The following is a 26,118-nucleotide window of genomic DNA, read 5'->3' as shown; positions in this document are numbered from 1 at the left end:
AACAGGGGCGGTATGATACCATAAACAAAGATTTTCACAGCGCGCCGGTTTGCCTGAATCAACTGTCTGTGATTCCTGTTGCAGGATGCTCCGGCCCAAACCTGACGAGACCGAAAAATTCATGAATTCTGAACAGATCATTGCTTCTCTCAAAGACCTGATGGCCACCGGCGACGCGCCCGGCAAGGTGCTGACCGACCCGGCAGATCTGGATACCTACGGCAAGGACTGGACCAAGATCTACCCGCCCAAGCCCCTGGCGATCGCGTTGCCCAAGACCACCGAGCAGGTGCAGGCGCTGGTGAAGTTCGCCAACGAGAATCAGGTGGCACTGGTGCCCTCTGGCGGCCGGACAGGTCTGAGTGCCGGTGCTGTGGCCGCCAATGGTGAGGTGGTTGTGGCGTTCGACAACATGAACCAGATTCTGGACTTCAATGCCAGCGACAGGACGGTTCGGTGTCAGGCCGGTGTTGTGACCGAGCAGTTGCAGAATTGTGCTGAAGACAACGGTCTTTACTATCCGGTTGATTTTGCCTCCGCCGGTTCCAGCCAGCTCGGTGGCAACCTCTCCACCAACGCCGGCGGTATCAAGGTAATTCGCTATGGTATGAGCCGGGACTGGGTTGCCGGCCTCAAGGTCGTGACCGGCAAGGGCGATATTCTGGATCTGAACAAGGATCTTGAGAAGAACAACACGGGTTACGATCTGCGTCATCTGTTCATCGGCGCTGAGGGCACACTTGGCTTTATTACCGAAGCCACCATGAAATTGTCCCGGAAGCCGGATAACCTGACGGTGCTGGTGCTGGGTCTGAATGACCTGACCAACACCATGGATGTGCTGCAGACTTTCCAGAAAAAGATTGATCTCACCGCCTACGAGTTTTTCTCCCATCAAGCCATGGGACACGTGCTGGCCCACGGTCAGGTTCAGGCGCCGTTTGAAACCGAGGCGCCGTATTATGCGCTGCTGGAGTTCGAATCTGTCTCCGATCAGGTGATGGACGATGCCATGGCTCTGTTTGAACAATGCGTGGAGAACGGGTGGGTGCTGGATGGCGTGATCAGCCAGAGCGAAACCCAGGCCCAGAACCTCTGGCAGCTGCGCGAGCGCATTTCCGAGTCCATCGCGCCCCGCACGCCCTACAAGAATGATATTTCCGTGGTCGTATCCAAGGTGCCGGGCTTCCTGCAGGAAATTGATGCCGTGGTCACCGAGCACTATCCGGATTTCGAGATTATCTGGTTCGGGCACATCGGCGATGGCAACCTGCACCTGAATATCCTCAAGCCAGAGGACATGGCCAACGAGGATTTCTTCGAGAAGTGCCAACAGGTCAACAAATGGGTGTTCGAGATTGTCGAGCGCTACCAGGGCAGCGTGTCTGCCGAGCACGGCGTGGGTATGACCAAGAAGCCGTATCTGCAGTACACCCGTAGCGAGGCAGAAATCGCTTACCTGAGGGGAATCAAGCAGGTATTCGATCCCAACGGAATCATGAACCCGGGCAAGATTTTCGACTGATGCAGGATCATATCGTAGTGCTGACAGGCGCGGGCATAAGCGCCGAAAGCGGTCTCTCCACCTTCCGGGACAACGGTGGGTTGTGGGAGCAGCACAGCGTCTACGATGTGGCTACGCCCGAGGCGTTTGCGCGCAATCAGGAGCTGGTGCTGCGGTTCTACAATGACCGACGCCGCCAGCTCGCCTCTGCCCAGCCGAACCGGGCCCATCAGCTGCTGGCGGAGCTTGAGCAGCGCTACCGGGTCACCGTGGTCACCCAGAACGTGGACGATCTTCACGAACGGGGTGGCGCGAGCAACGTCATTCACCTTCACGGTGAGCTTACCAAGGCGCGCAGTTCAAAATATCCGGAGCTGGTTTATGACATCGGTTATCGTGATATTAACGCGGGCGACACCTGCGACCGTGGCGCCCAGCTTCGTCCTCATATTGTCTGGTTTGGCGAGGAAGTGCCCATGCTGGACAAGGCTGCCGAAGTTGTCCGCACGGCCGATCACCTGCTGATCGTGGGAACGTCTCTGCAGGTATACCCGGCTGCAGGACTGGTTTACGAAGTGGACAGAGATGTCCCCATCACCGTGATTGACCCGGGCGAGCCGGCGTCAGTGTCACGGGCCCGGTTTATTCGCAAGGGTGCCGTCGAGGGGGTTGCCGAATGGGTTGCCCATTACCTGTAGGGTTCAGGCTTTCAGGTACCTTTCCAGTTCTTCCCTGAACGCGGCCTGAACACCCAGCCGCTTCAGCATCCAGTAATGACCGGCAATCATCCGGTCGATAAAGATGCTTTCCACCGGCGGCTTGAAGTAGTCGAGGTATTTGAACACGGTGCTGGTTTTCTCGGCCACGCGCTTGTGGATGTCGGCTTCTGCGAAGTTATAGGGCACCTCCCGATCCTCGAAGGGCACCACCAGAATGTCCCGCCACATAGCGTAGTAGGCTTCATCCACGGCTGGCTGGCTTCCGACACGCGCGCCCAGGTCAATCAGATGACGGTCAAGCGCTTCGTAGTCTTCCTCGAGGGCAGAAACCAGGGCGTTGCGGTAGGCGGCGATGATTTCCGGTTTCAGCTTCTTTACGCAGCCGAAGTCGTACATCACGATGGAGCCATCAGGCCGGTAGGCGAAGTTGCCGGCGTGGGGATCGCCATGGATGCACTGGAAACGGAAAAGCTGGTCCGCCATGAGCATGAAGATCCGGTGACCTATCAGGTTGATGGTGTCCTGGTCGTACAGGTCTCTCGTAACCTTGCTGACGTGATCTCCCTCAACCAGTTCCATCGTCAGGACACGTCGGGTTGAGTGGCTCTTCGCCACGGAAGGGATGAGCACCCAGGGCTGATCCTTGTGAAACTCCCGAAAGAGTTCGATATTTCGTGCTTCGTTCTCGTAATCCAGTTCTTCTTTCAGTCGCTCCCGGATTTCGGCGAACAGCCGGTCGACCGACTCCTTGGGCATTTTCAGCAGGCCGCCCAATCTCAGTGCCATGCGCAGTTGCTTGAGATCTGAATCGCAGGATTCGTCCACGCCGGGGTACTGGATTTTCACAATGACATCGGTGCCATCGTGGAGTCTGGCGCGATGCACCTGGCCGATGGAAGCCGCAGCGTAGGGTGTCTCCTGCAGGTACTCGAAAAGCTCGGAGACCGGTTTGCCCAGTTCCGATTCGATCTGCCCCACGATGACTTCAAAAGGCATGGGCGGGGCTTCTTTCTGAAGCTTCTCGAGCGCGTCCGAGAATTCCTTGGGCAGAAAGTCCTGGGTCTGGGAAGCGATTTGCCCGACTTTCATGACCGCCCCTTTCAGCTCGCCCAGGGTATCGGCGATCTGGTCGGCCATGCGTGTGTAGCTTTCGCTCTGCGCGCCCTCGTCATTTTCTGAGCGGAACAGGCGGCGCGCACGCTGGCCGGCATATTGCCCTGCTACAGAGGCAGTCATGCCAGCGAGTTTGAAGAAGCGACCACGTCGGGAGGTTACCGGTTTCTTTGCCATAAACAGATGTACGCCTTTGACCGGATTTGGGTTTAGCCGGCCCTGCACGTTAAACCACTTTGGTCTCCACGAACAGCAGGTCTTCCAGTTCAAGCGACAGGGTCTGGCCAGAAACCAGCGGGCCCACGCCTTTTGGTGTTCCTGTCAGCACCACATCGCCGGGCAGCAGAGTGAACTGGCTGCTGATGTGAGCGATCAGGGGAATGATGGGGTTGAGCATATCGCCGGTATCGCCGGTTTGCTGGCGGTTGCCATCAATGTCCATTGTGAAGTGAATGGGGGCATCGGGAAACTTATCGGCCGCGACAAACGGCGAAAGCGGACAGGCACCATCGAACCCCTTCGCTCTTTCCCATGGCTGGCCCTTTTCTTTGAGTTTGCCCTGGAGATCCCGCAGAGTCAGGTCCAGTGCCAGACCGTAGCCCAGTATCGCGGATTTGGCTTCGCTGGCTGAAGCCCGGGTCAAGGGTCGACCGATCAGAACCGCCAGTTCGGTCTCGAAGTGAACCGCCCCCTGGTCTCTTGGAAAATCCAGGGGACGAGTGATATGCACCGCCGAGGTTGCGGGTTTGATGAACAGCAGCGGTTCATCCGGCACCGGGTTATTGAGCTCCCGGGCATGCTCGGCGTAGTTGCGACCAATGCAGACGATCTTTCCCAGTGGCAGATGGACGGGTGTGCCATCCTTCCAGTGGTGTTGGTAATCCGGCATGGTCGCCTCCTGATTGCTGTTGATTATTCCCCTTCAAACGAGCAAACAGTATAAACCTGAAGGCCTTCGTCCTGCAGCTTGCGGGAGCCGCCGAGATCGGGCAGATCAATCATGGCTGCCACTTCCACAATTTCCGCGCCAATCCTGCGGATCAGACGGGTCGCGGCGAGCATCGTGCCGCCAGTGGCAATCAGATCATCCACCAGAACCACGTTGTCGCCCGGCTTGAACGCGTCCTTGTGCAGCTCTACGGAGGCAGTACCGTATTCAAGCTCGTAGTCCTCCACCAGCGTATCGAACGGCAGCTTGCCTTTCTTGCGGACAAGTACCAGGGACGCGTTGAGCTCATAGGCCAGTGCCGAGCCAATGATAAAGCCGCGCGCATCCACCGCTGCCACGGCATCAATCTTGTGGCCGTGGTAGCGGTGTACGAAGGCATCAATCAGTTTACGGAAGGCAGTCTTGTCCTGCAGTACCGTGGTTATATCGCGAAAGGCCACGCCCGGTTTTGGCCAGTCCGGGACCGTGCGAATGGCCTTTTTGATGCTTTCAGAAAAATAATCCATAAACGTTCCGGTTAATGCCCTGGAGGCGGATCAGGCCGCATCCAGGAAAATGAATTTCAGAACAAACACAACCGCAATGATAACAACACTGGCGTTCAGATCTGCCCAGCGGCCACTGAGTGCCTTCAGAATGGCGTAAGTGATGAATCCCAGGGCGATGCCGTTGGCAATGGAGAAGGTCAAAGGCATCATCAGGGCAGTGACAACAGCCGGGGCTGCATCAGTGACATCCTCCCAATCAATCAGTTTGAGGCCGCTGGCCATCAGAATCGCCACGTAAAGCAGTGCCGGTGCGGTGGCGTAGGCAGGGATGATGCTGGCGATCGGTGACAGCAGCAAACAAGCAAGAAATAGCGCGGCAACCACGACAGCGGTCAGGCCGGTTCGGCCGCCGGCGGAGATGCCCGCGGTGGATTCGATGTAGCTGGTGGTGGTTGAGGTACCGAGGGCAGCACCGGACATGGTCGCAACCGAGTCCGACATCAGGGCCCGGCCAAGGCGCGGCAGTTTGCCGTCCTTGTCGAGGAGACCACCGCGCTGTGCGGCGCCGATCAGGGTGCCGGATGTATCAAACAGATCGACGAACAGAAACGCAAAGATCACGCTGATCATGCCGATATTCAGGGCGCCCGCCAGGTCCAGCTGCATGAACGTCGGCGCTATGCTCGGGGGTGCTGAAACCAGACCGTTGTACTCCACCATTCCCAGTGCCATGGCTACGCCGGTAACCGCAATAATACCAATCATGACCGCGCCGGTTACCTGGCGGAAGGACAGTGCGCAAATCAGCACGAAGCCGCCGAAAAACAGCAGGCTCTCTGCCACTTTCACTTCGCCAAGCCCCACAAGCGTGGCGGGGTGATCCACAACAATGCCGGCATTCTTCAGGGCGATCAGGGCCAGGAAGAACCCAATGCCCGCGGAGATGCCGAAACGCAGGGACATGGGAATGCTGTTGATGATCCATTCGCGCACCTTGAAGATGCTCAGCATGAAGAACAGGAAGCCGGAGATGAACACCGCTCCGAGTGCTATCTGCCAGCTGTAGCCCATGCTGCCGACGACCGTGAAGGAGAAAAAGGCGTTGAGCCCCATGCCTGGTGCCATGGCGATCGGGTAATTGGCCCAAAGCCCCATGATCAGGGTGCCGATCACGGCTGCAAGACAGGTAGCAACAAAGACAGCCCCGAAATCCATGCCGGTCGATGACAGGATGCTCGGGTTGACCACGATGATGTACGCCATGGTCAGGAAGGTGGTAATGCCCGCAACCACTTCTTTACGAACAGTGGTGCCGTGGGCCTGGAGTTGGAACAGTCGTTCAAGCATGACGGGTGTCTGCCTCACAGGATGCTGAAAGTTTGTGTTTGGGGGTCTGGTCTGGACGGAATTCTTGAATTGCGTGAAAAAACGGCAATATTACCGGCTCAGCCTCCTGAGGCCAAGGGATGATTGACAGTTCGTCAAAGCGAATGTGGGGTTAGTTGCTGTGAGAGTCACGCTGGAGCCGGATATCGAAGCGGACCGCCAGCATCCGCACGATGACGATAAAAAGCAGGCCAATGGTCAGCGGCAGGACCTCGTTGTCGAGGAACCACTGGCAGACAAAGTACAGCCAGCATCCGGCGAATGAGATCGAGGCGTAGATCTGGTCTTTGCGAAAGATATAGGGGACCTCGTTACAGAGGGTGTCCCGCAGGGCGCCGCCAAAGGTGCCCGTCATCACTCCTAGCAGGGAAGCGACAAACCAGGAATGTCCCAGATCCAGGGCCAGTTGGGCGCCAAGGATGGAAAAAACGCCGAGTCCGATGGCGTCGGGGAACACAATTCTTGACTCCCGCAGCCGCTCTGCTTTTTTCCAATAGCTGAAGACAACCGCCATGGCCAGAATCAGCATCGGTTGCTCTTCGTGCTTGATCCAGTAAAGAGGGTGGTTGTCCATGATCAGATCGCGCAGGGTGCCACCACCGAGTGCCGTGATGAAGCCGATGGTAAATACGCCCACAGGATCCATATTTTTGGAGCGCGCCACGATCATGCCGGAAATCGCAAACGCGACGATTCCAACCATTTCAAGCACGTAGATGATGTCGATCATGGCGAGCCCCGAGATAGGCCAGGAGTGGCCGGATGCCTAAAGTCAAAGCGCGCAGGATAGCGAAAAAGCGGATGGCTTTCACCTGAGGCCAGATAGGTGTTAGAAAGCGCGGGCCTCCGGACTGTGATCCATAGCGACAGTTCTGAACGTATCTTGCATTCAACTTACCTGTATCCTGTTGTACGGAGTTGCTATGTCCTTGATGCGTCTGGCCTATGCCAGTGAAGCCACGTTCGAAGCCAAACCGGTGGAAAAGGGTGTTGAACCCCACGTTGCACGAATTCTGATGACCTCCCGTAAGAACAATGCCAAAGACCAGTTGGTCGGTGGCCTCTACTACGGAAACGACCGGTTTTTCCAGTATCTGGAAGGTGAAGAGGACGCCGTCCGTCGCACGTATGACAGGATCCTGAAGGATGACCGCCACCGCAACATCGTCACCTTGATAGAAGAGCCCCTGAAGAGCCGAACGTTCAGTAACTGGTCCATGAAATACGTGCCGCTTTCGAGGGACGTTCGGGCATTTCTGGATGATCAGGGACTTGAATCCTTTGATCCGGCCGCTTTCACCTCTGAACAGTGTGAGAAAATGATCGAGCTCGTTCGCAACTCCAGCCAGGAACAGAATCTGTCTACCCGTGATGATCCTAAATCTGTCGGCGACGCGCCTCAGGTGCTGTCCTCAGGAATGAAAACTGGCCTGATTGTGGCCGGGGTGGTTTTGGTTGGCGCTCTCGTGATCGGCGGGACCATGCTCTGAATGGACTCGCTCTGAGAAATAAGCGCCGCTTATGCGCTTAGATAAAAGAACTTTATTTGCTTCATGTTAAGACTCTGTTTAGCTTGACGGATAACAATCACAGGCGCCTGTCGCCTGGAATCCGATCAAACAAAAACGGAGCACTCATGAAAGCCATCCTCTGCAAGGAATATGGTCCGGCCGAGAAGCTGGTCATCGAAGAAGTTCCCAGCCCCGAAGTGAAAGGCCGCGGTGTCAAAGTGCGCGTTAAAGCCGCCGGCCTGAATTTTCCGGACACCCTCATCATCGAGAACAAATATCAGTTGAAGCCAAGCCTGCCTTTTTCCCCGGGTGGCGAAATGGCGGGTGAGGTTATCGAGGTTGGCGACAAGGTAACCCGCTTCAAGGTAGGCGACCGTGTTGCTGGGCTGACAGGTTATGGCGCCTTTGCCGAAGAAGTCATCGTGCCGGAGCAGAATCTTCTCCCCGTCCCTGATGGCATGTCCGACGAGAAGGCAGCGGCCTTCACCATGGTTTATGGAACTTCCTATTACGCCCTTAAGCAGCGCGGCAACCTTCAGCCTGGCGAATCGCTTCTGGTTCTGGGCGCCAGCGGTGGCGTGGGCCTGGCAACGGTTGAGCTCGGCAAGGCCATGGGCGCGAAGGTTATTGCAGCCGCCAGTTCGGCCGAAAAGCTTGCGGTTGCCAAGGAAGCAGGCGCAGATGAGCTGATCAATTATGCCGAAGAGCCTCTTAAAGACGCGGTGAAGAAGCTTACTCACAGCAAAGGCGTGGATGTCATCTACGACCCCGTTGGCGGTGACTTCACCGAACAGGCTCTCCGTGCAATGGGTTGGAATGGCCGCCACCTGATCATCGGCTTCGCGGCCGGCGAGATTCCGAAAATCCCGGCAAATTTGACTCTTCTGAAAGGTTGTTCCGTTGTTGGCGTATTCTGGGGCAGTTTCACTCAACGCGAGCCGGAAGCCAGCGCCCAGAACATGATGGAGCTGATGAAGCTCTATGCAGAGGGCAAGATTGATCCGAAGATCAGTGCTGTCTATGACTTTGAGGATTACGCACAGGCCTTGGGGGCTTTGACCGAGCGCAAGGCGACTGGCAAGGTTGTGCTCAAAGTCGGATCTTGAGTTTGCGATTCTGGTTGGGCCCTAGCCTTTAAGGTTATAGATGGCAAGGATGGGTGGCCCCTCCCAAAAACCGCTACGAGCACATCCATGTGCGCTTGACGTCGGCCATCCATGGCCGCCGACATTTTTGGGAGGGGCCACCCATCCTCGCCGTCCAACATTGGAGAAATAGGCGAAGGCTAGGGCAGGACTAGAAACCGGTCAAAAGAGTCAGAACCGAACTCCACCCGAGTCAATCTCCGAAACCAGCTCCGGCGACAGCAGGGTATACCCATCAGTCCCGGGCAACCAGGCATAGACTTCCTCGCCGTCCCTAAGCGAATAGCCCAGCTTCTGGATATCCACCTTGCGGTATTTGAAGGTTCCGGTTTTCTCGATGGCGTGGGTGATGCGCACAAACACCGGTACTGCATAGGCCGGCAGATTGTCCCTCAGATAGGCGAACAAACTGTTCACGTCGAACTCTCGGCCATTGCTGTGGGGAACCAGGGTCACCATGCCGGCCTTGCCGTTGGTGCCCGGAATCTCGACGCCGTAGACGATGGCTTCCTCAACCATCCCCGAGCCGTCGATGATGTTTTCCACTTCCGTTGTTGAGACGTTTTCGCCCTTCCAGCGGTAGGTATCGCCCATACGGTCGACGAACTGCAGGTGGCCGCACCCGATTTCCTTCAGGACATCGCCAGTGTTGAACCAGGCGTCGCCCTTCTTGAAAGCGTTGCGGAGGATCGATTTTTCCGTGGCCTCTTTCTGGGTGTAGCCCTCGAACGACCATTTTTTTGGTGATCTCGCCGATCAAGAGGCCGGGCTCGCCTTTAGCCACTTCCTGCATGAAGCCTTTTTCGTTACGAACTGGATCCCGTGTGCCGTCGTGGAATTTCACCAGCTTGTAGGGGGCGGTGGAAAAGCCCACGGTGTTGTCCATATTGAAAAAGTTGCTGAAGCCGATGTTGCCTTCGCTGGAGGCGTAGAGCTCTGCGACTGTTTCTATCCCGAAGCGCTGCTTGAATTCCTTCCAGATGGACGGGCGGAGGCCGTTGCCGATCATTTTGGTGAGGCTGTGGTTCCGGTCCTGTTCGCTGGGTGGCTGGTTCAGCAGGTAGCGGCAGAGTTCGCCGACGTAGCCGAAGGTGGTGGCGTGGTAATAGCGAACGTCGTCCCAGAAGGCGCTGGCGGAGAACTTGCGGCGCAGGACAATGGCGGAGCCACCGGCCAGGACGGAGCCCCAGCAGACCAGCAGTGCGGTGCCGTGATAAAGGGGGAGCGTGCAGTAAAGAACGTCCTCCGGCTTCATGGCCAGAGACATTAGGCCAAACCCGCCGTAGGCCATTATAAATTTGCGGTGTGAGCCCGGGGCGGCCTTGGGCAGGCCGGTGGTGCCCGAGGTGAACAGGTAGATGGCGGTATCGCCCATTTTCGGCGCATCGCTGAGATCCGGGGCGTCGCTGTTGAAGGTGCTGACCTGCTCGGCCATGTTGGCGTAACCGGTTGGTGCGTCCCCAAAGGCGTTCAGCGTGTTGGTGTCTGCCAGAAACTGGAATGGCTGGGGATGGGCGGTCTTGAGATCTGTTTTTATGCCGTCGAACGCCTCGACCAGTTCCTCGCCAACCACCATCATTTTGGGCTCGATCAGGTTGATGCTGTGTTCGAGTACCTTGCCTCTCTGGGAGGTATTGAGCATGGCGCAGGCAACGCCGAGTTTGGCTGCGCCGGCTACCACGGCCAGCAATTCGGGGCGGTTTTCAAGGGAGATCGCAATGGCATCCCCTTTGGCAAGCCCTTGGTCCTGCAGATAGCGGGCAATGCGGTTGGCCCAGCCATCCAATTCGCTCCATGTAATCGAACGGTCTTCAAACAGAATGGCGGGCCGGCTTCCCAGGTTCCGGGCGTTGCTCTCGATAAGAGTGCCGAGCGTAAGCTCACGGTTCTCGTTTTTCAGGGCATAGTAATACAGCCCCCGGGTTATGGCCGGCAAGCGCCGGAATATTCCGGGCAGGCTGCGGGCAATGTCTAATGCGGATACGTTGTCTTGGCTCATGGTTTTTCCATTGGTCCCTTTTATTGTGTGGACATTGAGCCCGGAACAATGCATGCCTCGGGTTCAGTCCAGAAACAGGTCCGGCATCAGGGGCTTATCGCCCGGCTCATACCGGTAATGCTCGAAGTCGGTGATACCGTCCTGCCGTAGCAGGTCCTCGTCGATCAGGGTCTGACCAGTCATAGTCTCAGACGACCGGTTGAGGATGCTGACAGCAGCATCGGCCATGATGTCCGGCTTCCTGCCCTGGGCCATCATCTGGGGCCCGCCAACCTCAAATTCGATGGCTGCCGTGGCAATCAGCGTTTTTGGCCACAGCGTGTTAACCGCAATGCCGTACCGCCTGAACTCCTCCGCCATGCCCAGGCTCAGCATGGTCATGGCGTATTTTGTGGTGGTATAGGGGCCATATTGGGCGAACCACCGGGTATTCAGATTCAGAGGCGGCGACAGGCTCAGGATATGAGCCCGGTCCGACTGTTTCAGCCAGGGCAGTGCGGCCTGGCTGCAGGCCATGACTGCCCGGGCATTGACCTGATGCATCAGGTCGTACCGGCTGACCTTGAGGTTTTCCACACCGGTTAGCCGAATGGCGCCTGCGTTGTTTACCAGTGCGTCGATGCCGCCAAAATGCTCGCCGGCCTCATCAATGCGCTGGCGGATCTGTTTTTCATCCCGGACATCCAGAACCAGCGGTAGCGCTTTGCCTCCAGCATCCCGAACTTCCTCCGCCACCGTATGGATCGTGCCTGGCAGCTTCGGATGAGGCGTGTCTGATTTGGCGGCAATCACTACGTTCGCGCCCTGACGGGCCGCGGCGAGGGCGATGGCCCGGCCGATGCCACGGCTGGCGCCGGTGATAAAAACGGTACGATCACGCATGGTACTCATGCCTCGTTCTCCTGTTCGGCCGTCTCGTTGGCGGTTATCTGGACCAGTAACTGACTGCGTTTCACCTGATCGCCCTTGCTCGCAAGAATCTCGGCGACTCTGCCGTCGCGGTCTGCTTTTACCGGATGCTCCATCTTCATGGCTTCCAGTATCACCAGCGTATCGCCCTGGTGAACGCTCTGACCAGCTTCAACCAACACATCAATGATGGCGCCATCCATGGTCGCCTGGATGCGACCGCTGCCCGCGCCGCCAGCAGTCCTGGCTGGTTGGTGGGTAACATCGCGCACCGACCAGGATTGCCCGAACGCCTGCAAATATAGGGAATCGCCCTGGCGGTGATATTGGCAGGCCTGACGAACGCCGTTGTCGATAATGCACAAATGGCCATCCCTCTGGCTTTCAAGTACCAGGGAATGCCGGGTTTCGCCCATACTGACAGACAACCGGCTGCCGCTGCGGGTCACCAGTAACTCGACAGTGGTGTCGCCGGTTTCCAGTTTGATGGGCGTCATGGTGGCCGGCGCATTGCTCCAGGCGCTCTGGCCCGAAATGCCATGGTCGAGCACGCAGGCGGCCAGGGCCAACTGGCGAATGGTCAGGTTTTGCGGCTGAAGGGACGGATCGTCCTTGAAGGCCTGCTGAAGGAAGGCCGTGGTCGCCCCGCCGGCCCCGAAAGTCTCGTCTGCGATAATCCGGCTCAGGAAATGGCGGTTGGTGGTCACGCCGAACACGGTTGTGTCCTCAAGCGAGCGGATCAGCCGCCGGCGGGCTTCATCTCGGTTTTGGCCCCAGGCAATTACTTTTGCCAGCATCGGGTCGTAGTGGGGAGTGATAGCATCTCCAGATCGTACCCCGGTATCAAACCGTAAACCTTCGCCTTCGGCTGGTTCAAAGGCGTATAGCGATCCGGTCTGGGGTGTGAATCCGTGGGCAGGGTCCTCTGCATAGAGTCGAACCTCAATGGCATGGCCATTCAGGTGAATATCGTCCTGGCTGAGCGGCAGCGGGCGTCCTTCGGCCACGTTGAGCTGCCAGGCGACCAGGTCCTGGCCGGTAATGAGTTCGGTGACCGGATGCTCTACCTGCAGGCGGGTGTTCATTTCCAGAAAGTAGAAGTTTCGGTGCTTGTCGACCAGGAACTCGACGGTGCCGGCGCCTTCGTAGTTGCAGGCCAGAGCCGCTTTGACTGCAGCCTCACCCATGGCCTGTCGTAGTTCCGGCGTGACAAAGGGGGAGGGTGCTTCTTCCACTACTTTCTGGTGTCGGCGCTGTACTGAGCAGTCCCGTTCGCCGAGATAGACCGCATTGCCGTGGCGATCCGCAAACACCTGGATTTCCACGTGGCGGGGCTCGATCACGGCTTTTTCCAGGATCAGTTCGTCGTCGCCGAAGGCCTGTTTTGATTCGGAACGGGCCCGTTTGATGTTGTCGGCCAGTTCGGATTCACTCTCAACCAGGCGCATGCCGCGACCACCACCGCCGGCAGAGGCTTTGATCATGAGGGGGTAGCCGATGTCTTTGGCGGCGGCGATCAGTTCGTCGTCGTTGGCGTTGTTGCCTTCATAGCCAGGCACCACTGGCACGCCGGCTTCCTGCATGGCGATTTTGGATCGGCGCTTGCTGCCCATGAGTTCGATGGCCGAGGCGGGAGGGCCAACAAACACCAATCCGGCGTCTTTGCAGGCGTTGGCGAAGGCGGCATTCTCGGAGAGGAAGCCGTAACCCGGGTGGATGCAGTCGGCGCCGGTTTTGCGGGCGGCTTCAAGAATTGCATCGCTGTTCAGGTAGGAGGCGGATACCTGTGCCGGGCCAATGCAGACGGCCTCGTCGGCGAGTTCCACGTGCATGGCTTTGGCGTCAGCCTCGGAGTAGACGGCCACGGTGCGGTAACCCAGGGCTTTCGCAGTGCGGATCACCCGGACTGCGATTTCGCCGCGGTTGGCTATTAACAGTTTTCTTAACATGGTGCTGGTCTCATCTATTGGTGCCAGTCCGCGAGCGGCTGTGGGGTGGCTTTCAGGAAACCGCTACGAGCACATCCCTGTGCGCTTGGCGTCGGCCATCCGTGGCCGCCGACGTTTCCTGAAAGCCACCCCACACCCGCTCGCTCCCCCGTAACTCAGTCGTTGGATTCTGCCCAGGCTGGTGGACGTTTTTGCATGAAGGCCATGGTGCCCTCCGTTCCTTCGCTTCCCCGGATGGCTTCCGCAAATTTTTCAGCCGCGCTGTCCAGCAAACCGCTTATGGGTTCATGGCCAACCCTGTGTAGCAACGCTTTGGTTTCTGCCGTGGCTACCGGTGCGCAGTGGCGGACACGATCCAGAGCGCTTGTCAGCATCTCCTCCAGTTCATCGTCTGAAGAAGCCGCCTGGTGAACGATGCCAAGACTGCATGCTTCGTTTGCATCGATTCTCAAACCCAGCAGGGCCAGCCGCCGGGCCTGGGTGAGGCCGATTCGTTCAACCACAAACGGCGCAATCTGGGCGGGAATCACGCCGAGGGAGGTTTCCGGCATGCCGAACTTGGCGCTCGGCCCGGCGATGGCAACGTCGGAAACGCAGGCCAAACCGAATCCACCGCCCATGACAGCGCCTTCGGTGATCGCGATGACCACTTTCGAGGATTCGTTGACCTGTTGAATCATCTGGCCGAAGGCACGGTTCAGACGATAGAACGGGTCCGCCTCACCCTCGGCCGCTTTCTGGCCGCGGGCACCGGCCATGTCTTTGATATCGCCGCCGGCGCAGAAGTGCCCACCGGCGCCCCGAATGACGACGGCGCGAATGTGCAGGTCGTTTTCAATCTGGGTGAACACCGCGGACAGTTCCGCCACCATCTCGAGGCTCATGGCGTTGCGCACGTCCGGTCGGTTGATGGTGATAAACAGGGTTGGGCCCTGTTTTTCCAGAAGCAGTGTTTCGCAATGCGGTACCTGGTCCATAAGTGACTCCACCGTCCGTTTGTTAGTCGCGCTTCTTGCCCGGAAGGGTGCCCATCATCTTGCAGATAATTCCGAGCATGATTTCGTCGGCACCACCGCCGATGGAGACCAGTCGAACATCCCGGTGTGCCCGGGAAATCGGGTTGTCCCACATGTAACCGTTACCGCCCCAGTACTGCAGGCAGCTATCTGTAACCTCACGCCCAAGACGTCCGGCCTTGAGTTTGGCCATGGAGGCCAGGCGGGTGACATCCTTGCCTTCAACGTGCAGCTCGCAGGCCTGGTAGGTGAGGGCGCGCAGGGCCTCGACTTCGGTTTGCAGTTCGGCCAGGCGGAAGTGGATTACCTGGTTGTCGATCAGTGGCTGGCCGAAGGTCTTCCGCTCGCGACAGTACTCGATGGTCTTGGTGATGCAGTTCTCCAGCGCCTTGATCACGTTCGCCGCACCCCAGATCCGCTCCTCCTGGAACTGCAGCATCTGCATCATGAAACCGGTGCCCTCAGCGCCGATCCGGTAGCGCTGGGGCACACGGACGTCGTCAAAGAAAATCTGGGCGGTTTCGGAAGAGCGCATGCCGAGCTTGTTCAGATGCGGGCTGAAGGAGATGCCCGGCGTTTTCGTGGGCACGATGATCAAAGACTTGTTCTTGTGGGGCTTGTCGTCCGAGGTGTTGGCCAGCAAGCAGATGAAGTCGGATTTGGGGCTGTTGGTAATCCACATCTTGGAGCCGTTGATGATGTAGTCGTCGCCATCTTTCCTGGCGGTTGTTTTCATCCCCGCCACATCAGAACCTGCGCCAACTTCACTGACGCCAATACATCCCACCATGTCGCCGGCAATGGCCGGCGCGAGGAAACTGCGTTTCAGTTCATCAGATCCAAACCGGGAAATGGCCGGGGTACACATATCGGTCTGAACCCCGATGGCCAGCGGCACACCACCACAATGGGCCATGCCAAGCTCCTCCGCAGCCACCAGGTTGTAGCTGTAATCCAGCCCCATACCGCCGTACTCCTCCGGCTTCTGGATGCCGAGGATTCCGAGGTTTCCGAGCTTTTTGAACAGTTCATGAATCGGGAATTCCCCGGCGGCTTCCCATTCGTCGCAGTGGGGATTGATTTCCTTCTCCACGAAATCGCGGACGGTTTTTCTGAGGGCTTCGTGTTCGGCTGTGAATTTCACGTTCTTGTTCTCCTGCTGGTAGAGAGTTCGTGCCGTATTTGTTTTGGTGCACGTTCTTTAGCTTGGCGGCAGGTGTGTGGGGCCGCTTCCAGAAAACCGCTACGAGCACATCCATGTGCGCTTGGCATCGGCCATCCCTGGCCGCCGACATTTTCTGGAAGCGGCCCCACACACCTGCCTATGTCTGTAAATTTGATGCTGCCTGCTGGCAGTTTTGTTCTTCCAAAACGATAACTCGTGGTTGACCCGAACCGGGGCGGAGGGCTTCCCAAAAACGTGGAGCGCCAGGGATGGCGCGACCGAGCCCTACAGGGACGTATTTACGGGCGTTTTTTGGGAAGCCCTCCGCCCCGGTTCCAGCCCCAAAGCTCGAAGGCCTACAGGCGGGCCACACCAAAGGTATTGGGCCGCAACTGCCGAGCCTCGGCTTCCCGGCAAACGTCCAGAACCAGGGCAAGAACGCGCCGCGTATCCCGCGGATCGATTAGCCCGTCGTCCCACAATCTGGCCGTTCCGAACAGCGCCGTTGAACCTTCCTCCAGCTTCTTCGCCGTGGCCTGCTCCAGGAAATCCAGTGTCTTCGGATCCGGCTCCATGCCGCCGCGGCGCTGCTTGTCTTCAGCCACGATACGCATCACCTTGCCTGCCTGCGCCGGCCCCATAACCGCGGTTCGGCTGTTGGGCCAGGCGAAGATGAACCTCGGGTCCAGGCCACGGCCGCACATGGCGTAGTTACCTGCACCATAGGAACCGCCGATGACAATTGCGACCTTTGGCACTCGACAATTGGCCACAGCCTGGATCATTTTCGAGCCGTGTTTGATGATGCCGTTCTGCTCTGAGTGAGTGCCCACCATGAAACCGGTGGTGTTGTGCAGGAACAAAAGGGGCGTTCCGGCCTGGTCGCAGAGCTGGATGAACTGGGCGGCCTTGGCGGATCCAGCCGGGGTGATCGGGCCGTTGTTGCCGATGATGCCGACTGAATGACCTTCAATTCGGATGGTGCCGCAGACGGTCTGGTCGTCGAACTCGTTCTTGAAGTCCATGAACTTTGAACCGTCGGCAATGCGGGCGAGGATTTCGCGCACATCGTAGGGCTTTTTGGAATCCGCCGGGATGACACCCAACAGCTCATCGGCCGGGTAGAGCGGTTCCTCCCATTGAAGCTCGCGCCAGGGTTGCAGCTGCTCGTTCCAGGGCAGGGCTTCGAGGATGTTTCTGGCCTGGCGGATGCCGTCGGCGTCGTCTTCGGCCAGGTATTCTGCCGTTCCTGCCACGGTCGCATGCATCTCCGCGCCGCCAAGTTCCTCATCGGTGGCAACTTCGCCGGTTGCTGCCTTCAGCAGTGGTGGGCCGGCCAGGAACATCTTGGCTTGTTCGCGCACCACGATCACGTAGTCGGACAGACCCGGCTGATAGGCGCCGCCGGCGGTGGCGTTGCCGTGGACAACGGTGACCTGAGGAATCCCGGCAGCGGACATCCGCGCCTGATTGGCAAAGCCCCGGGCGCCGAGCACGAAAATATCGGTGGCGTAGTTCAGGTTGGCGCCGCCGCTCTCGGAAAGGGATACCACCGGCAGTTTGTTTTCCATGGCGATCTGCTGCAGGCGCAGCGTCTTGTCCAGGCCGGCAGGGGTAATGGTGCCGCCTTTGATGGCGCTGTTGCTGGCCACCACCAGACAGCGGATGCCGCTTACATAACCGATGCCGGCGATGATCCCGCCGCCGGCGAGGCTGCCGTCCTTGTCGTCGTGCATCTTATAGCCGGCCAGGGAGCAGAGCTCCAGAAAGGGCGTGCCGCGGTCCAGCAACCGGTTAATACGGTCCCTCGGGAGCAGCTTGCCCCGTTTGGTGAACTTCTCCCGGGCGGCTTCCGCCAAATCCAGAACCTTTTGCTCAACGTCCCGAAACGTGGTGATGTGGGCGTCCATGGCTTCGGCGTTGGTGCGGAAGTCCTCGGACGTCGAGCTTACCGTGGATTCAAGTACCTGCATGGTCAGCTCCTCAGTCGTCGCTCAGAACTTTCGGGGTGATGGCCCGGTGAAAGCCGTTGTAGGGTTCGTTGTTCTTGGCTTTCGGTAACGGCCAGACCCGACCTCCCTGTGACGCAGCACCGTCGATCCGCAGACAATCCCCGCTGATAAACGCTGCGCCCGGGCTGAGCAAAAAGCAGATGGCCGAACTGACTTCGGATTCGGTGCCCATTCGCTTGATGGGCACGTTATCGCCGAGACTGCGGATCCACTGCTTCATGTGCTCGGGGTAGTTATCCATGCCACTGGAAGCAATCCAGCCCGGAGCGACTGCGTTTACTCGAACCCCGGACGCGCCCCACTCAACGGCAGCTGTCTGGGTAAAATTCACCATGCCGGCCCTGGCGGCGCCGGAGTGTCCCATGCCGGGCATACCACCCCACATATCGGCCACGATATTTACAATAGCGCCCCCGGTTTTTGACAGCGCCTGGGTGTAGGATTCCCGTGCCATCAGGAAGCCGCCGGTCAGATTGGTTCGAACCACCGTCTCCCAGCCCTTCTGGTTGATCCCGGTCAGCGGCGCCTGGAACTGCCCGCCGGCATTGTTCACCAAACCATTCAGGCCTCCGTGTTCGGCAATGATCGCCTTCACCGTCGCCTTGACCGAGTCCTCTTCACGGATGTCACAGACATGGGCGGAAGCAATGCCGCCGTCCTCGGTGATCTCTGCTTTCACAGATTCCACTTTCTCGGCCTTGCGGCCCACCAGGGCAACCCGCGCGCCCAGGGCAGCGAGTTCATGGGCCGTACACCGGCCAATGCCAGAACCGCCGCCGGTAACAATAAAAACCTGGCCTTTAAACAGGTCCGGACAATAAACAGACTGATAGCTCATAGTAATGAAGACCCTTTCAAAGTTCGGGCGCTCTGGTTGGAAGCGCGTTTCGGGACTGTGAGCAGCATGGATGCTGCGATCAAGCCTACATGGATGTATTTACGGCGTGTCCCGGGACGCGCTTCCAACCAGAGTGCATGCACCAATAAATCAATCTTTAACCAGGCCAGAAGGAACAGGCACTGGAAACTCCAATAGCTGCTGGGCAAACGCCTTTCCCTGGGGATCAATCCGCAGGCTGGCCACGCCACCGCCGCCAAGGCTGTGCTCCAGCAGGAAATTGATGGCCTGCAGTCCGGGCATGGCCCAGCGGGTCACCCGGCCGGTTTCCGGATTCAGGGTATGGGCCATCCAGTCCGCAACCGCCGCTTCCGTCAGCGCGGTTTCAATGAACGGCAGAAATTCCGGTTTGCGGGCGATCACGCCAATGTTGGTGTGGTCGCCCTTGTCGCCGCTGCGGGCCCAGGCAAGCTTCACCAGCGGCACAGTGGTATCTGTGTCGTCTGTCTCGTGTGTGAACGACTGGGGCTGGAGGTCGCTGTTATCGAAACCGCCGCTGGTTTCGACTCCAACGGTTTGCCGCTCGCCGCCCAGATCCACGGACACATCGACTTCCGTTTTCGGCACCAGGCAGGAATACAACCGGATCTTCGGCCACACGGTCGGTCGGCCACCCACAATCCCGGTGATGCCCGGTGCCATACCCGTGGCTGCCTGGGCAATCTCGCGGGAAAACAGTACAAGGGCCTCTTTCTTGGCATGGGCGGTGCTGATCTTGACCACTACTTCGCGGCAATCCTCGCCACGGCCATGAGCACCGTAGGTCGTTTCCGTACCCAGAAGCTCAATACTGGTTTCGCTGTAATCAGGCAGGCCACGTTCGCTGAACATGCGTGAGGTCTTGGCCAGAATGGCCTGTGCGACAGTCTGAGCCTTGGCCCTGGCATTCATGCCTGCCAGCAGGAAGGTAACCGTGCACTTGAAACCATCCGGCCAGGTGCCCGATACCTTGTAACTGTCGGTGGGTGGTAGCCCCCGTGCGCCTCGCACCTGTACACGGTCTTTACCGGTTTCCTCCAGCTCTACACCTGTGAAATCGCAGGTAACGTCAGGCAGCAGGTAGGCCCTTGGGTCACCGATTTCGTAGACCAGCTGTTCCGCAACTGTGCCACGACTAACCAGCCCGCCGGTGTCTTCGGGCTTGGTGATAAAAAAGTCGCCGTTGGCACTCACTTCGGCTATCGGGAATCCCATGTTGGCGTAGCCGCCAGCTACCGCTTCCCAGTCGGTGAAGTTGCCGCCGGTGGCCTGGGCACCGCACTCGAGCAGATGCCCGGCCAGGCTGCCCTGCGCCAGTTTGTCGTAGTCTTGCCAGCTCCAGCCGAACTCGTGCACCAGCGGTGCCAATACCAGGGCACTGTCTGCCACCCGGCCGGTAATAACGATGTCCGCGCCCTGTTCCAGAGCCGCAACCAGACCTGGCGCTCCCAGATAGGCATTCAGGCTGACCATCATTGCGGGCATCGGTTGGCCGGAACCCATCTCCTTGACGCCCATATCTGCGAGATTTTTCTTTTTCATCAGAAGGTCGTCGCCCAGAACCAGGGCGATCTTCATGTCCACGCCGGCTTTTTCACAGAGAGCCTGAAGGGCGTCACGACAGGCCACCGGGTTGACGCCGCCGGCGTTGGCCAGCACCCGAATGCCCTTTTCCTTGATGTCTCCGAGCAAGGGGCCCATGACCGTCTGTACGAAATCCCGTGCATACCCCTGGGACGGGTCCTTCATTTTCTGGCCCGCCATGATCGACATGGTGATTTCGGCCAGATAATCGGCCACCAGATAGTCGATATTGCCCTTGTGGACCAGCTGCGCGGCAGCCGTTTCCGTGTCGCCCCAGAAGGCGGCGGAGCATCCGATGCGAACAGTGTTGGGGGATTCAGCCATCTTCCTGTGCCCTGTAAATGATTGCTGATTGAAAACGGGAGCGGTGGCGGTTTTGCCACACGATGGAGATGACAATACCAAGCAAGCGCTTGGTTTGTAAACAGGCATGTTTCAGGTAGAATTAAAGGCCTCTTATGCCAACCGGGTAGCCGTAGTGAGCCAGAACCAGATCCTCCAGTCCCTGATCGCAGAAAACCTTGTGTCAGACCCCAAAGGCGCTCGCGGCCGTCTGCTCACTGAAGCGGCACGGCTTTTCCGGGAAAAAGGCTACGAGCGCACTACAGTTCGTGATCTTGCCGCTGCCGTGGGTATTCAGTCCGGCAGCCTGTTCCACCACTTTCGAACCAAGGAAGAGATCCTCAAGGCAGTGATGGTAGAAACCATCCGGCTGAACACCGCGCTGATGCAGGCGGCTCTGGAGGCCGCCGATACCAGCAGGCAGAAGCTTCGTGGACTGATCCGCGCGGAACTTGAATCTATCAATGGCCAGACCGGCGAAGCGATGGCGGTCCTGGTATTTGAATGGCGGAGTCTGTCGGCCCCGTCCCAGGGCGAAGTGCTGGAGCTTCGGGACATCTACGAGAAACTTTGGCTGGATGTGCTGGAATCATTGAAGCGCGAGGGCGCGCTGGAGGCGGATCCCTTCGTTGTTCGACGGATGTTGACTGGCGCTCTCAGCTGGACAGTAACCTGGTACAAGCCTGAGCGGGGAGGGCTGACACTGGATGGCCTGACCGATCAGGTAATGGCAATGATGGCTCTGTAAGCGGATTGGCGTTTTCAAAAGTCATTGTTTTATATCAATAATATTCTGGCAAATTCCTTTCCTTCTGGGCCATTGGCCCGATCGGCATAACAAAATCGGCATTCGAGCCATTTTTGTAGGACAGTTTTCACCGCATTCTTGCACCCGTTGACAAAAACCGACTTCAGATCGGGCAAACAAAAACAACGTGATGCAGGGTGAAATATGATCTCCTCTCTGGCAAAGCTCGGACCGCATGTCTTTGCGGCTCGCCTCAAAGCTCTCTCGCTGGCAGCCGTTGCCATACTCACAGGTTGCTCGGCCAACCCCATCTACACCACCACCGGCGTTGTGCTCTCCAATTATTCGGAGGGCGAAGCCACGCCCTACGTGTTGCAGATGTCCGACACCCAGATGGCGTGTGCGCTGGGCGAGGGCGTGGATCCGCTGCTCTATTCCTTCTCGCGGGTCACCGATGCACCTGACACCACCGGCTCCCTGTTGATGCTTCTGGCAGGCAACTGTGCCGAGTACAAGGCCTGGGAAGCTGAGCTCGCCTATCTCAGAGCGGATTATGAGGGAGATGTGGAAGCGGCAAAGGACGCCAGGGAAGTGGCAAAGCGATTGAATGCGCTGACCGCGAAACGCCGGTATGCCTCCTTCAAACGAGCAATGGCCGCCTACGAGTTTGATCCCGCTGCTGAGCCCCTCGAGTGCCCCTTTCTGTTCACCGAACAGGACGAAATCACCTTCCTGCTGGGCTTGCTGACCGGTATGCAGGCAATCGTAAACGATGCCAATTCCGGCGCCATGGCCGGAGTCCCCAGGAACATCGCTCCCCAAGCCGAGCGTGCCGCTACCTGTCTGGACAATGAGAAGTGGGGCGGTATGCCAAACGCCATCCGGGCCCTGGTCTGGCTGCTCCTGCCCGACACTCGTCCGGCTCTGGCGCCGGACCCCTGGCAGGTGCTTGAGCACAGCCGGGAACTGGGGGTTGAAAAAGGCATGCGGGTTCCGCACGCGCTTCAAGCGGTCGCCGCCGAAACCTTTGGTCGCCCGGAAAAGCTTGAGCAAGCCATCGCCAGTTTTGCCGCGGCCGATGCAACTATGGAGGTCTGGGACGAGTATCGTCTGGTGGATGAAGTCGCGGCGGGCGTGGTGCGTTTCTCTTCTGACAAACACTGGACCGCCAATTACGGCTATCGAACGCCGCAATCCTTCTTCGGCAGGATGAGCCCCGAGCGGCAAACCGACAACGTCGAAACCATGAATCTGGACGACCTGCTCTAAGGCAGGTTGCCGACATCCTCTGAAAACTGACAAACACAAGAATGACCCGGAGGTCGATATGATCCGCAAATCCCTCGCTGCCATGGCCCTTGTGGCCGCCGCTCCGCTGGCATCGGCACAGTCTGTTTCCATGTGCGTGTTCGATGTGATCGGCGCCAATGGCGACTTCTACAACTTCGTCAAAGACTATGCGCTAGAGATGAAGGGCCACGGCGTGGATTTCGAGCTGAAACCCTACACCGATGAGGGCGTGGCGATCGGTGATTTTAACGCCGGACAATGCGATGCCGTTGCCGCCACGGATATCCGGATTCGTCCATTCAACAAGTTCACTGGCAGCATCAGCGCTGTGGGAGCGCTGCCCACCTACGACAACCTGAAAACCTTGTTGGCCACACTGGCACAACCGAAAGCTGCGCCATTGATGAAGGATAACGGGTACGAAGTGCTCGGGATCATACCGGTGGGTGCCGGTTACCTGTTTGTAAATGATCGCAGTATTGATACTGCCGGCGAGCTGGCGGGCAAGCGAATGGCAACCCTCGACTATCAGAAAGACGCGATTCACATGGTGAACTTCGTCAAGGCCACGGTCGTGCCCTCTGACATCACCAACTTCGCCGGCAAGTTTAACAACGGTTCGGTGGATACCGCCTATGCGCCGGCCTTTGCTTACGAAGCTCTGGAACTCTATAAGGGCATCGGCGAAAGCGGCGGGGTTGTGGACTATCCGCTGGCACAGCTGACGCTTCAGATGGTTGCCCGTGATGACGTGCTGGACGACGACACCGCCCAGAAAGCCCGTGAGGTTGCCTGGAATATGTTTCCTCAGGCCATGGGGCTGATTGAAGGCCAGGAAGCAGCCATTCCCGAAGACAAATGGGTGCGCATTCCTGAAAAAGACATCCGCGGCTATCAGGAAATGTTCCGGGAGAACCGCATAGAGATGCGCGATGGCCTGAACGGGGCGCCGGATGTGTATCACCCGAAAATGATGGGGCTGCTCAGCAAGATCCGCTGTGCCAGTAACCCCGCTGCTGCCGAGTGCACTGCGGACAACCGCGAATAACGGGGCGGAACCAACATGAACTGGCGAGCCATTACCGCTCCGGCAGCTAGGACTCTCTACCCCGTGCATCGTATGTACGGGGCCGTTCTGCTGCTTTTGCTGTTGTTTACTTTGATGTTGGGGATGGGCAATTCGCTGCATTCCCGACTGCTCTGGGTCGGCGAACAGACTTGGCCAAACTACTATTTGCTGAACCCGGATGCCACGGAGCCCTCGTGCCAACTGGAGATGGATATCGACGCCGAGGTGGCTCGCCGGGTGGCCAATTACAAGCCGGACCCGGACGACCTGTTCAGCTCACCGCCCAATCCTGATGCCATCCGCAAATCGCTACAGAGCAATCTGGAACTCTGCCAGCAGCAATACGATGTCTATGAGCAGAACCTTGCGCATGCCACGCCGGCCCTGGGGATCTTCAAAACGGTAGAGCAGGGTCTCGCGAATTTCCTGTTGGAGAACATCGAGCTTACCAAGTACCTGTTTATCGCGATGTTCGCGATGGCTGCGGCGATTGCTGCGCTGGACACCGACCACATAGCGTTGCGCCTGCCCCGAAACCGTGCCGAATGGCGGTTGAGCCAGGGTGTGCAGTTTGTGGTCAATGGCCTGATGGTGCTGTCGCTGAACGCTTACCTGGGCAAGCTGGCCACGTCGCCGGGTTCGGACGGTACGATGAGCCTTCAATATGCCTGGGGCGGGGTCTTCGGCCTCTTTATGGTGATCAATGCCGTGCGCTTCCTGAACGTTCCGGAACGTATCCGCCCCGGCGGTCTTTCCGCCTCGTCCGGTCTGGTGATTCCTCTGTACTGTGCCATGGGCCTGATCGCCATGAGTTATTTCTTCCTGGTAGACGGGTATGCCTCGGGCCTGGCGATCTACTTCGGAATGATGTCCAACCTATCATCCATGTTCATCAATATCGGCCTTTATGTTCTGGTGGGCATGATGCTGAAGCAGACCAGGATTCCCGAGCTCCTGCTCAATCTCATCAAACCTTTTAATCTGCCAGCGCCGATGCTGGCTTCGGTGATTATCTTCGCAACGGCGTTTCCCACCGCGTTCACCGGCGCATCGGGCATTTTCATCCTGGCTGTGGGTGGTGTTGTGTATGACGAGCTGCGCCGAGCCGGGGCAGGGCGGCAGCTTTCCCTGGCAACGACTGCCATGTCCGGAAGCCTCGGCGTGGTGCTCAACCCGTGCCTGCTGATCGTTGTTGTGGCGGCTCTCAATAAGGAAGTGACAACCACTGAGATGTACAGCTGGGGTTTCTGGGTCTTCATCATGTCGGCAACGCTGTTTTCACTGATTGTCTGCAAGACCCAGGGGAACTGGAAGCCCCGTCCGGCGCCCGGCGCTTTCCGTGCGGCTCTCTCGGAAAGCCGGGCCCTGCTGCCTTATGTGGCCGTGGCAGCTCTGGTTATCCTGTCGATCTGGGTTGTTCTCGGCTTGAAGTTCAACGAGTACAGCGCTCCTTTGATACTGCCGCTGGTGATGCTCGCGCTGGTGTTGCTGGATTCCGGCCGGAGTAGTGGTGAGCAGGGCCAGACCCGTTCCCAGGTGTTCTGGACACGCAGCTCGGCCGCTGCCAGCGATTCGGCAGTGCACATTGGCGCGCTGCTGGCGTTGATCGGGTTTTCCATCTGCCTGGGGGGAATCCTGGAGCGCTCCGATATCGTTCACGCGCTCTTCCCGGAGGAGCTGACCAGTCCCTGGATCGCCATGCTGGTGATCGTCGTGATGCTCACAGTAATAGGCATGGTCATGGACCCGTTCGGCGCGGTAATCCTGGTGTCGGCGACCATTGCCCAGCCGGCGATCCAGCTGGGTATTGATCCGCTGCACTTCTGGATTGTGTGTCTGGTGGCATTCGAGCTCGGCTACCTGAGCCCGCCAGTGGCGCTGAACCACTTGCTCACCCGCCAGGTGGTGGGCGAGACCGAAGTGCTGGCGGCAGAGCGCACAGGTTCCTTCTGGCATCGCTATGAGCGGTTGCTGCTGCCCCTAGCTGTGATGGGCCCCACACTGTTGTTCGTGGCCTTTGTGCCGATGCTGTTCTACGGGTTGTAATGTTGAAGTGAGATAAAGAAGGCCGCCTGAGGGAAACTCCAGGCGGCTTTCTTGCATCTGGAATGCAAGAGGAAACGTAGTTTGAACGAAACCGAACACTCGCAAGGAACGTGTTTGTTATACCCTAGGAAATAAAATCGATCTTCTGCCAGTGGCCTGACTTATGTCTTTTGGTGTCTCATCAAAATTGATCTCAGTTTTTTCAGCTCTATTTCTCCTCGTGGGTTGCGGAGGTGGCGGCGGTGGCGACAGCCTCGATTCGCAGGAGCCCGGGCTCGGCGGAACTATTTCTATCGA

At 58.3% G+C, this 26,118-nt stretch carries 20 protein-coding genes and 1 pseudogene; 8 read left to right on the top strand and 13 right to left on the bottom strand.

The window, feature by feature from the left end:
* Positions 1 to 121 precede the first annotated feature (121 nt).
* Positions 122 to 1,525 carry an FAD-binding oxidoreductase gene (locus tag HP15_RS12695; RefSeq protein ID WP_041646296.1) on the top strand — a complete coding sequence of 468 codons (1,404 nt, stop codon included), beginning with the start codon at positions 122 to 124 and terminating at the stop codon, positions 1,523 to 1,525.
* Complete coding sequence (locus HP15_RS12690) at positions 1,525 to 2,202, top strand: SIR2 family NAD-dependent protein deacylase (protein WP_014577839.1); 678 nt, start codon at positions 1,525 to 1,527, stop codon at positions 2,200 to 2,202. The genes HP15_RS12695 and HP15_RS12690 overlap by 1 nt, the downstream gene beginning before the upstream one ends.
* 3 nt (positions 2,203 to 2,205) lie before the next feature.
* Here the strand turns inward: HP15_RS12690 and HP15_RS12685 are convergent, their stop codons facing one another.
* The 5 genes from HP15_RS12685 to HP15_RS12665 form a co-directional block, all read right to left on the bottom strand.
* The gene (locus HP15_RS12685; protein WP_041646294.1) at positions 2,206 to 3,513 is read right to left on the bottom strand and encodes an ABC1 kinase family protein; all 1,308 of its coding nucleotides are present in this window, start codon (positions 3,511 to 3,513) and stop codon (positions 2,206 to 2,208) included.
* Positions 3,514 to 3,562: 49 nt separating this feature from the next.
* Positions 3,563 to 4,225, bottom strand: coding sequence for a fumarylacetoacetate hydrolase family protein (locus HP15_RS12680; protein WP_008174051.1), 663 nt, complete (start codon positions 4,223 to 4,225; stop codon positions 3,563 to 3,565).
* 23 nt (positions 4,226 to 4,248) lie between these two features.
* A complete protein-coding gene (locus HP15_RS12675) occupies positions 4,249 to 4,791 on the bottom strand; it encodes an adenine phosphoribosyltransferase (protein WP_008174054.1) in 543 nt (180 codons plus the stop codon).
* A 30-nt stretch (positions 4,792 to 4,821) separates the two neighbouring features.
* Complete coding sequence (locus tag HP15_RS12670; RefSeq protein WP_014577837.1) at positions 4,822 to 6,120, bottom strand: NCS2 family permease; 1,299 nt, start codon at positions 6,118 to 6,120, stop codon at positions 4,822 to 4,824.
* Between the two features lie 151 nt (positions 6,121 to 6,271).
* Positions 6,272 to 6,889: a trimeric intracellular cation channel family protein gene (locus HP15_RS12665; protein WP_008174057.1), complete on the bottom strand. Its 618-nt coding sequence runs from the start codon at positions 6,887 to 6,889 to the stop codon at positions 6,272 to 6,274.
* Positions 6,890 to 7,082: 193 nt separating this feature from the next.
* On the opposite strand from HP15_RS12665, the gene HP15_RS12660 reads away from it, so the two are divergent.
* Both HP15_RS12660 and HP15_RS12655 read left to right on the top strand, forming a co-directional pair.
* The gene (locus HP15_RS12660; RefSeq protein WP_008174059.1) at positions 7,083 to 7,649 is read left to right on the top strand and encodes a BLUF domain-containing protein; all 567 of its coding nucleotides are present in this window, start codon (positions 7,083 to 7,085) and stop codon (positions 7,647 to 7,649) included.
* Positions 7,650 to 7,795: 146 nt separating this feature from the next.
* Positions 7,796 to 8,776, top strand: coding sequence for an NADPH:quinone oxidoreductase family protein (locus HP15_RS12655; protein WP_014577835.1), 981 nt, complete (start codon positions 7,796 to 7,798; stop codon positions 8,774 to 8,776).
* A gap of 210 nt (positions 8,777 to 8,986) precedes the next feature.
* Here the strand turns inward: HP15_RS12655 and HP15_RS12650 are convergent.
* From HP15_RS12650 to HP15_RS12615, 8 genes and pseudogenes are all read right to left on the bottom strand, one after another.
* A pseudogene (locus tag HP15_RS12650) lies at positions 8,987 to 10,814 on the bottom strand (long-chain-acyl-CoA synthetase).
* Positions 10,815 to 10,877: 63 nt separating this feature from the next.
* Positions 10,878 to 11,705, bottom strand: a complete 828-nt coding sequence (locus HP15_RS12645) for an SDR family oxidoreductase (protein ID WP_008174063.1) — start codon at positions 11,703 to 11,705, stop codon at positions 10,878 to 10,880.
* Entirely contained in the window at positions 11,702 to 13,672 is a 1,971-nt protein-coding gene (locus HP15_RS12640; RefSeq protein WP_014577832.1) for an acetyl/propionyl/methylcrotonyl-CoA carboxylase subunit alpha, read from the bottom strand. Before HP15_RS12640 ends, HP15_RS12645 begins: the two co-directional genes overlap by 4 nt.
* A 155-nt stretch (positions 13,673 to 13,827) precedes the next feature.
* A complete protein-coding gene (locus tag HP15_RS12635) occupies positions 13,828 to 14,649 on the bottom strand; it encodes an enoyl-CoA hydratase/isomerase family protein (protein WP_014577831.1) in 822 nt (273 codons plus the stop codon).
* A gap of 22 nt (positions 14,650 to 14,671) precedes the next feature.
* Positions 14,672 to 15,832, bottom strand: coding sequence for a citronellyl-CoA dehydrogenase (gene atuD / locus HP15_RS12630; RefSeq protein WP_014577830.1), 1,161 nt, complete (start codon positions 15,830 to 15,832; stop codon positions 14,672 to 14,674).
* 377 nt (positions 15,833 to 16,209) lie between these two features.
* Positions 16,210 to 17,826 (bottom strand): acyl-CoA carboxylase subunit beta, encoded by a 1,617-nt coding sequence (locus tag HP15_RS12625; protein WP_014577828.1) that lies wholly within the window; start codon positions 17,824 to 17,826, stop codon positions 16,210 to 16,212.
* Between the two features lie 10 nt (positions 17,827 to 17,836).
* Positions 17,837 to 18,703 (bottom strand): SDR family oxidoreductase, encoded by an 867-nt coding sequence (locus HP15_RS12620; protein ID WP_014577827.1) that lies wholly within the window; start codon positions 18,701 to 18,703, stop codon positions 17,837 to 17,839.
* Positions 18,704 to 18,853: 150 nt separating this feature from the next.
* On the bottom strand, positions 18,854 to 20,650 hold the full coding sequence (locus HP15_RS12615) for an acyclic terpene utilization AtuA family protein (RefSeq protein WP_014577826.1): 1,797 nt from the start codon (positions 20,648 to 20,650) through the stop codon (positions 18,854 to 18,856).
* A gap of 106 nt (positions 20,651 to 20,756) precedes the next feature.
* Here HP15_RS12615 and HP15_RS12610 point away from each other — a divergent pair, with 106 nt between their 5' ends.
* From HP15_RS12610 to HP15_RS12595, 4 genes are all read left to right on the top strand, one after another.
* On the top strand, positions 20,757 to 21,416 hold the full coding sequence (locus HP15_RS12610) for a TetR/AcrR family transcriptional regulator (protein ID WP_014577825.1): 660 nt from the start codon (positions 20,757 to 20,759) through the stop codon (positions 21,414 to 21,416).
* Positions 21,417 to 21,620: 204 nt separating this feature from the next.
* The gene (locus HP15_RS12605; protein ID WP_008174078.1) at positions 21,621 to 22,685 is read left to right on the top strand and encodes a hypothetical protein; all 1,065 of its coding nucleotides are present in this window, start codon (positions 21,621 to 21,623) and stop codon (positions 22,683 to 22,685) included.
* 58 nt (positions 22,686 to 22,743) lie between these two features.
* Positions 22,744 to 23,754 carry a putative solute-binding protein gene (locus HP15_RS12600; RefSeq protein WP_014577823.1) on the top strand — a complete coding sequence of 337 codons (1,011 nt, stop codon included), beginning with the start codon at positions 22,744 to 22,746 and terminating at the stop codon, positions 23,752 to 23,754.
* 15 nt (positions 23,755 to 23,769) lie between these two features.
* Positions 23,770 to 25,821, top strand: coding sequence for a TRAP transporter large permease subunit (locus HP15_RS12595; protein WP_041645398.1), 2,052 nt, complete (start codon positions 23,770 to 23,772; stop codon positions 25,819 to 25,821).
* Positions 25,822 to 26,118 lie beyond the last annotated feature (297 nt).

This window comes from Marinobacter adhaerens HP15, from assembly GCF_000166295.1.
In the GTDB taxonomy this organism is placed as follows: domain Bacteria; phylum Pseudomonadota; class Gammaproteobacteria; order Pseudomonadales; family Oleiphilaceae; genus Marinobacter; species Marinobacter adhaerens.
The sequence above is the reverse complement of the archived record's forward strand: the minus strand, read 5'-3'. Positions and strand labels throughout refer to the sequence as shown.